Origin of the sequence: Vulcanococcus sp. (assembly GCF_044369115.1) — a bacterium.
GTDB lineage: Bacteria > Cyanobacteriota > Cyanobacteriia > PCC-6307 > Cyanobiaceae > Vulcanococcus.
The window spans coordinates 1-7,320 of record NZ_JBIPMN010000138.1 but is presented as its reverse complement, the minus strand read 5'-3'; the positions used below and the strand labels follow the sequence as shown (position 1 = coordinate 7,320).

Genomic DNA, 7,320 nt, shown 5'->3' with positions numbered 1-7,320 from the left:
CGGCTGTTGAACTGAGGATCCGGCAGGATCGGACGCTTCTCGGCGGCGTTGCGGCGTGACATAGACCTGGGGGAAGGGAATCAGGAAACGGCTACGGATGGATAGGTATCAATCCTTGGGCGTCTTGGCGCCGTACTTGGAGCGCGACTGACGGCGATCCTTCACGCCGGCGGTATCAAGCGTGCCGCGGATGATGTGGTAGCGGACACCGGGCAGATCCTTCACACGACCGCCGCGGATCATCACCACGGAGTGTTCCTGAAGGTTGTGGCCGATGCCGGGGATGTAAGCCGTGACCTCGAAACCGGAGGTGAGACGCACACGGGCAACCTTGCGCAGCGCCGAGTTGGGCTTCTTCGGAGTGGAGGTGTACACGCGGGTGCACACACCACGGCGCTCGGGGCAGGCGCGCAGGGCAGGCGACTTGGTCTTGCGGGTAAGGCGCTGCCGCTCGCTGCGGATCAGCTGCTGAATCGTGGGCATCGAGGGCCGGTTACGGGAGGCCGGAAAATCCGGCCGTGGCGACAATCCGCCACCTTACTTTGTCGCGTGCACCCCCATCCCCGTCGCCTCTTCAGCGGGGCCGAAGGCGGCGCCACACGCGCAGATGCGCAGCTCGCGGCCCGCCCGCACCAGGAAGCCGCCGCCGCTGAGGTCGCCGCGATAGTCGAGCTCCAGGCTTCCCAGCCGCTCGCACTGATCGCCAGGGGCAAACAAGGTGATGCCATCGGCCCGGGCCACTGCCACTCCGGCAAGGTGACCTGGCCTGATCCGGATCACCCAGCGCTCACAACTGCCGTCGACCAGATCGAGATGCATCATCCCGGGGGTGCCGGCCACAGCCGCTTGGCGTCCCAGTTCGGCGGCTGCCGCTGCAGTGAGTCGCAGGCTGTGGCCCTTGGGCATGGCGGAAGCTTGAGGCGATCGCCTCAGTGTGTCAGGGCCGTGCCTCAGGGGCGTTCCGTTGTGCGGGCATCTGTGCGGGCCTGCTCGAGCCGCGGCACCAGCCCCAGCCCGTTGTGCACCGCCGCCGCCACACCGCGGCCCTTCACGGTGTGCACATCAGCCAACACAAGGCCTGTGGAGCTGCCGCCATCGAGGTTGAGGGCGTCCTGAAGGCCTTCTTGCTGCATCAGCAGGGCTGTTTCCATCAGCGTGGGGCCTGCATTGTTCACCCCTTGCAGCGTGATCAGCCACAGTTGCCGGCCATCACTGGCCACCACCGTGCGTGGCGCTGCCTGGGCGAGGAAGCCTGAGCTGAAGCCCTCGGCGGTGCCATTGAGCACCACCCGGCCGTTCTGCAGCAGCAGCGGCCCGCCGCCGAGCACGTTGGGCTGCTCGCCCACCGGGCTGGTGGAGCGGCTCTGCAGCGTGAGCCGCTCACCGCTCTGCCAGGGCACGCTCACCCCGCCCCGCGCCACGATCAATAAGTCGCCCTCACGCAGGGGAACGCCGGGGGGCATGGCGCCCACTTCATAGCGTTGCTGCACCACACCGTTGCGCACCAGAACCCCCATCTCGGTGCCCGTGATCGGTTGGTAGCGGCTGCCCCAGTCGGCGGTGTAGCGAGCCAGCCCCTTCTGCACGTAGCCGCTGTTCACCGTGGTGATGCTCCAGCGCTGGCGCTGGCTGTCTTCGATCGTTTCCACCAGCATCAGCCGATCGAAGCGGGGCAGCTCGCCGGCTTTCCAGCCCGCCGCGCCACGGTTGAGGATCGGCCCTGAGAGCCAGCGCCCCTGCTCGCGCATCGCCCCGAGCGGCAGGCGGTTGACCCTGTTGAAGTAGCCGCCGTTGATGGCAATTAGGGCCTGCTCCTGGCGGGCTAGTTGGCTGAGGCTGCTCAAGCCCTGCATGCCATCGCTGCGGTTGAGCGGGCGGAGCTCCAGGGGTACCTGGCGGGGATCGAGGCGCACGCTGTTGATCAGCACCTGCCGAGAGCCGATCCGGCCGACGCGGCGCTCCAGCTTCAGCCCCTGGTTCTGTAGAGCCACCAGGCGCGGGTCGCGCTCCGGGGCTGGGGCCGGAGTGGTGGTTGCTCTGGTTGGGGAGCCATCCTCGAGAACCGGCAGATCCAGAACCAGTCGCCAGGGCCCGCCCAGGCTGAGGCGTTCCCCATCGCGGGGGATTTGCACGCTCAGCCAACCATTGCGCTGGCTTGGGCTCAGCCCCAGCTGCTTGAGCTGCTCCAGCTGCGGCGCGCTGGCCTCGGCGCCGATGAGCAGGCGCCCCTCGCCGCTGCGCACCAGCGCCGGCGCACTCAGATCAAGCACCACGCGTTGGCCGCTCACCCCCTGGTTGCTCCAGCGGATCGCCTGCAGCGGGCGCGGCGGCAGCTGCAAGTTGAGCACCTGGCCTTCGGTGCGAGCGATTACGCCCACGGCTTCCAGCAGGCCGTTCACCGGCACGGCCACCTCGTCTTCAAGGCTGCGCTGGCGATCGGCGCTCAGCGAGAGCTTCTGGCCGAACCACTCCAGGTCGATGCTGCCGTTGGCGCCTGGGCTGCGGCTCACCCCCAGCTGGCCTTCGAGCACCTCGAGCGGTAGCCAGAGCGCGCCTGCGTCTTGAAGCCACAGTGCCTGCTGGCGTAGGCCGTTGATGCGGATGCTTGTGCCCTGAAGCCGCGCCTTGCTTGCAGGTGCAGGCCGGCGGTGCAGCGCCGGGCGCGGAGCGGGTGCCGGCAGGGGCGGCGGCGGGGTGAGGGGGATGCCGGGGAGCAGAGCCGCCAGCGCCGGCAAGGTGGGCATCCAACAGCGGAGGCAGGCCGGGCCACGCTAGCGAGCCTGTTTGGCAGCGCCCAGGCTGTGGGCGTCACCAGGGCTGTTGGCACCGCCCAGGCTGTTGGCTACGCATAGGGAATACCAGCTCCTAGGATTGGCAGTTCGCAGCGCGGCCGTAGGCCGGGCGAATCAGGGCCAAGGCAGCGGTTGCGGCGCACAACTTGTGCGGATCCGCCCCTTGGTGGCCACCGTTTGCCGGTGGTTGGTTCGCTCTTGCGCTGGACCAACAAGCAACAGGTTGTCGCCGGGTTATGTCGCTGTTTTCTCGCCCCGAATGGCCCCATCGCGACACCCCAGCGCCGGCGGCGGTGGCGGGCGAGAAGGATGCCTGCGGCGTGGGTTTTCTGGCCAGCCTGAAGGGTGAATCGAGCTATTGGGTGCTGCGGCAAGCCCTGCGCGGCCTCGATTGCATGGAGCACCGCGGCGGTTGCGGCGGCGACGGTGATTCCGGTGACGGAGCCGGCGTGCTCTGCGGCATCCCCTGGAGCTATCTCGATGCGGTGTGGCCGGAGGCCGCCGCGGCGGCCGCGGGCCCTCGCGGCCTGGGGATGGTGTTTCTGCCTGCCGATGCCGCTCGCCGCGAGCAGGCCAAAACCTTCTGCGCTGAGGAAGCCGCCAAGCTGGGCCTGAGCAGCCTGGGTTGGCGAGCCGTTCCGGTGGATCTGGCGGTGCTCGGCCCGTTGGCCCGTGGCACGGCTCCAGTGATTGAGCAGTGGCTGATCGGCGCCTCCGAGGCTGGCGATGCGCTCGAATCGCTGCTTTTCCGCCTGCGTCGCCGCTGCGGCGATCGCGCTCGCGCCGCTTGGGGCGCAGGTCCTGGCGATCTGTATTTCGCTTCTCTGAGCGGCCGCACCGTTGTTTACAAGGGCATGGTGCGCTCGGAGGTGCTCTCCGCCTTCTATGGCGACCTGCGCGATGAGCGCTTCGCCGTGAGCTTCGCGGTGTATCACCGCCGCTTCAGTACCAACACCCTGCCCCGCTGGCCCCTGGCCCAGCCGATGCGGCTGCTCGGCCACAACGGCGAAATCAACACCCTGCTGGGCAACCTCAACTGGGCCCGTGCCTCCGAGGCCGATCTCGATGCGGTGTGGGGCGATGCCGCCGCCGACCTCAAGCCGGTGGTGAATCCGGCCTTCAGCGATTCCGCCAATCTCGATGCCACCCTCGAGCTGCTGGTACGCAGTGGCCGGCCGATCACCGAGAGCCTGCTCACCCTGGTGCCGGAGGCCTTCCGCGACCAGCCCGAGCTCGCCGATAAGCCTGAGATCCAGGCCTTCTACGAATATTCCGCCTGCACCCAGGAGCCCTGGGATGGCCCCGCTCTGCTGGTGTTCGCCGATGGCCGCAGCGTTGGCGCCACCCTGGATCGCAACGGCCTGCGGCCCGCCCGCTACTGCATCACCAACGACGGCTTCGTGGTGATGGGCTCGGAAACTGGCGTTGTGGAGCTTGAGGAGAGTCGCATCATCGAAAAGGGCCGCCTCGGCCCAGGCCAGATGTTGGCGGTGGATCTGGAGAACGGCCGCCTGCTGCACAACTGGGATGTGAAGCAGGAAGTGGCCGGGCGCCACCCCTATGGCCAGTGGTTGGCTGAGCATCGCCGCAGCCTCCAGGCTCAGCCCTGGGCCCAGGAGCGCAACCTCGGCGATCTGGAGCTGCTGCAGCTGCAAACGGCCTTTGGCTTCACCGCCGAAGACTTCGATTTAGTGATCGAAGACATGGCCGGCGCCGGCAAGGAGCCCACCTACTGCATGGGCGACGACATCCCCCTGGCGGTGCTTTCCGATAAGCCGCACCTGCTCTACGACTACTTCAAACAGCGTTTCGCGCAAGTCACCAACCCGCCGATCGATCCGCTGCGGGAAAAGCTGGTGATGAGTCTGGAGATGCATCTGGGCAAGCGCGGCTCACCGCTGCAGCCCCAGGCGTCAGCCGCAGCAGCGCTGCATCTCGATAGCCCCATCCTCAATGAGGCGGAGCTGGCCGCCGTGGCTCAGCAGGGCATCCCCTGCAGCACCCTCTCCACCCTGATGCCGATCACCGATGGGCCTTCGGGCCTGGCGGCGGCTGTGGTGCGGCTCAAGGCGGAGGCTGAGGCCGCCGTGCGCGGCGGCAGCCAGATCCTGGTGCTCTCGGATCGGGGCATCACCGCCACCACCACCTACATCCCGCCGCTGCTGGCGGTGGGTGCGGTGCACCACCACCTGCTCAACCTCGGCCTGCGCCTGCAGACCTCCATGGTGGCCGACACAGCCCAGTGCTGGAGCACCCATCACCTGGCCTGCCTGATCGGCTTCGGCGCCAGCGCCGTGTGCCCCTGGCTCACCTGGGAAACGGCGCGCCACTGGCTGGCGCAGCCCAAGGTGCAAACCAACGTCGAGCGCGGCAAGCTCCCCGCCCTCACCGCAGATTTGGTGCAGGCCAACGTGCGCAAGGCCCTGGAAGATGGCCTGCGCAAGATCCTCTCCAAGATCGGAATCTCGCTGCTGGCCAGCTACCACGGCGCTCAGATCTTCGAAGCGATTGGCATCGGTGCCGATCTGATCGAGCTGGCCTTCAAGGGCACCACCAGCCGCGTGGCCGGCCTGAGCCTCAGCGAGCTGGCGAGCGAAACCCTGAGCTTCCACGCCAAGGCTTTCCCCGAGCTCAACCGCACCAAGCTCGAGTTCATGGGCTTTGTGCAGTACCGCACCGGTGGCGAATACCACCTCAACAGCCCGGAGATGGCCAAGGCCCTCCATGCGGCTGTCGAGGCAGGCCCTGGCTACGACCACTTCTCCACCTACAAAACCCTTCTGGAGAACCGGCCGGTCACGGCCCTGCGGGATCTGCTGGAGCTCAAGCCCGCTGCCGCGCCTCTGCCCCTCGATCAAGTGGAGAGCGTGGAGAGCATCTGCGCCCGCTTCTGTACCGGTGGCATGAGTCTCGGCGCCCTCTCGCGCGAAGCCCATGAGGTGCTCGCTGTGGCGATGAACCGCATCGGCGGCAAGAGCAACAGCGGCGAGGGCGGCGAAGATCCGGCCCGCTTCCACACCCTCAGCGATGTGGATGGCGAAGGCCGCTCCGCCACCCTGCCCACGATCAAGGGCCTGCGCAACGGCGACACCGCCTGCTCCGCCATCAAACAGATCGCCTCGGGTCGCTTCGGGGTCACTCCCGAATACCTGCGCAGCGGTAAGCAGCTGGAGATCAAGGTGGCCCAGGGGGCCAAGCCCGGCGAGGGCGGTCAGCTGCCCGGTCCGAAGGTGGATCCCTACATCGCTTGGCTGCGCAACAGCAAGCCCGGCGTGGCGCTGATCTCGCCCCCGCCCCACCACGACATCTATTCAATTGAGGATCTGGCGCAGCTGATTCACGACCTCCACCAGGTGCACCCCGCCGCCAAGGTGAGCGTGAAGCTGGTGGCCGAGATCGGGATCGGCACCATCGCCGCCGGGGTGGCCAAGGCCAACGCCGATGTGATTCAGATCTCCGGCCACGACGGTGGCACCGGCGCCTCGCCGCTGAGCTCGATCAAGCACGCCGGCGGCCCCTGGGAGCTCGGCCTCACCGAGGTGCACCGGGCGCTGCTGGAAAACGGCCTGCGCGATCGCGTGCTGCTGCGCGCCGATGGCGGCCTCAAGACCGGCTGGGATGTGATCATCGCCGCCCTGCTCGGTGCTGAGGAATACGGCTTCGGCTCGATCGCGATGATCGCCGAGGGCTGCATCATGGCCCGCGTTTGCCACACCAATAACTGCCCGGTGGGGGTGGCTACCCAGAAGGAGGCGCTGCGCAAGCGCTTCACCGGCATCCCCGAGCACGTGGTGAACTTCTTCCTGTTCGTGGCCGAGGAGGTGCGTCAGCTCCTCAGCGTGCTGGGTGTGGCGCGCCTTGAGGAGCTGATCGGTCGTACCGAGCTGTTGCAGCCCCGCGCTGTGCAGCTGGCCAAAACCAAAGCGATCGATCTCTCCTCCCTACTCGATCCGATTCCGCAGGCGGCTGATCGCAGCTGGCTCCAGCACGACGCTGAAGCCCACGGCAATGGCCCGATCCTCGAAGACCAACTGCTCGCCGATGCCGAGCTGATGGCCGCGATCGATGGCCACGGTCGTCTGGCCCGCACCCTGCCGATCATCAATACCGATCGCAGTGTTTGCGCTCGTCTCGGCGGTGAGATTGCTGCCCGCCATGGCAACACCGGCTTCCAGGGCCAGCTGGATCTCACCTACGAAGGTGCCGCAGGCCAGAGCTTCGGGGCGTTCACCGTGCAGGGCATGAATGTGCGCCTGGTGGGCGAAGCCAACGACTACGTGGGCAAAGGCATCAACGGTGGCCGAATCACCGTGGTGCCTCCCGCCGGTGGCCGTGATCCCGGCAGCCAGGTGATCCTGGGCAACACCTGCCTGTACGGCGCCACCGGCGGCGAGCTCTTCGCCCTGGGCCGCGCAGGTGAGCGCTTCGCGGTGCGCAACAGCGGTGCCCGCACCGTGGTGGAAGGCGCCGGAGATCACTGCTGCGAATACATGACCGGCGGTGTGGTGGTGGTGCTGGGCAGCACCGG

The 7,320-nt window shown here is 67.6% G+C and carries 4 protein-coding genes; 1 reads left to right on the top strand and 3 read right to left on the bottom strand.

The window, feature by feature from the left end:
• Positions 1–108 precede the first annotated feature (108 nt).
• Genes rpsL through ACIQ2E_RS10835 form a run of 3 tightly spaced genes read right to left on the bottom strand, consistent with a single transcriptional unit; the run spans position 109 to position 2,744 of the window.
• A complete protein-coding gene (gene rpsL, locus ACIQ2E_RS10845) occupies positions 109–483 on the bottom strand; it encodes a 30S ribosomal protein S12 (RefSeq protein WP_010311874.1) in 375 nt (124 codons plus the stop codon).
• A gap of 54 nt (positions 484–537) precedes the next feature.
• Complete coding sequence (locus ACIQ2E_RS10840) at positions 538–906, bottom strand: AIR synthase (RefSeq protein WP_398330161.1); 369 nt, start codon at positions 904–906, stop codon at positions 538–540.
• Between the two features lie 44 nt (positions 907–950).
• Positions 951–2,744, bottom strand: coding sequence for a phosphodiester glycosidase family protein (locus ACIQ2E_RS10835; RefSeq protein WP_398330158.1), 1,794 nt, complete (start codon positions 2,742–2,744; stop codon positions 951–953).
• A 284-nt stretch (positions 2,745–3,028) separates the two neighbouring features.
• Here ACIQ2E_RS10835 and gltB point away from each other — a divergent pair.
• Positions 3,029–7,320 (top strand): glutamate synthase large subunit (gene gltB, locus ACIQ2E_RS10830; protein ID WP_398330155.1); only part of this gene is annotated, 4,292 nt, incomplete at its 3' end.

What these genes read in the sequence shown, in the direction of transcription:
- rpsL (WP_010311874.1), bottom strand. Translation starts at nt 483, where the DNA reads ATGCCCACGATTCAGCAGCTGATCCGCAGCGAGCGGCAGCGCCTTACC.
- ACIQ2E_RS10835 (WP_398330158.1), bottom strand. Translation starts at nt 2,744, where the DNA reads ATGCCCACCTTGCCGGCGCTGGCGGCTCTGCTCCCCGGCATCCCCCTC.
- ACIQ2E_RS10840 (WP_398330161.1), bottom strand. Translation starts at nt 906, where the DNA reads ATGCCCAAGGGCCACAGCCTGCGACTCACTGCAGCGGCAGCCGCCGAA.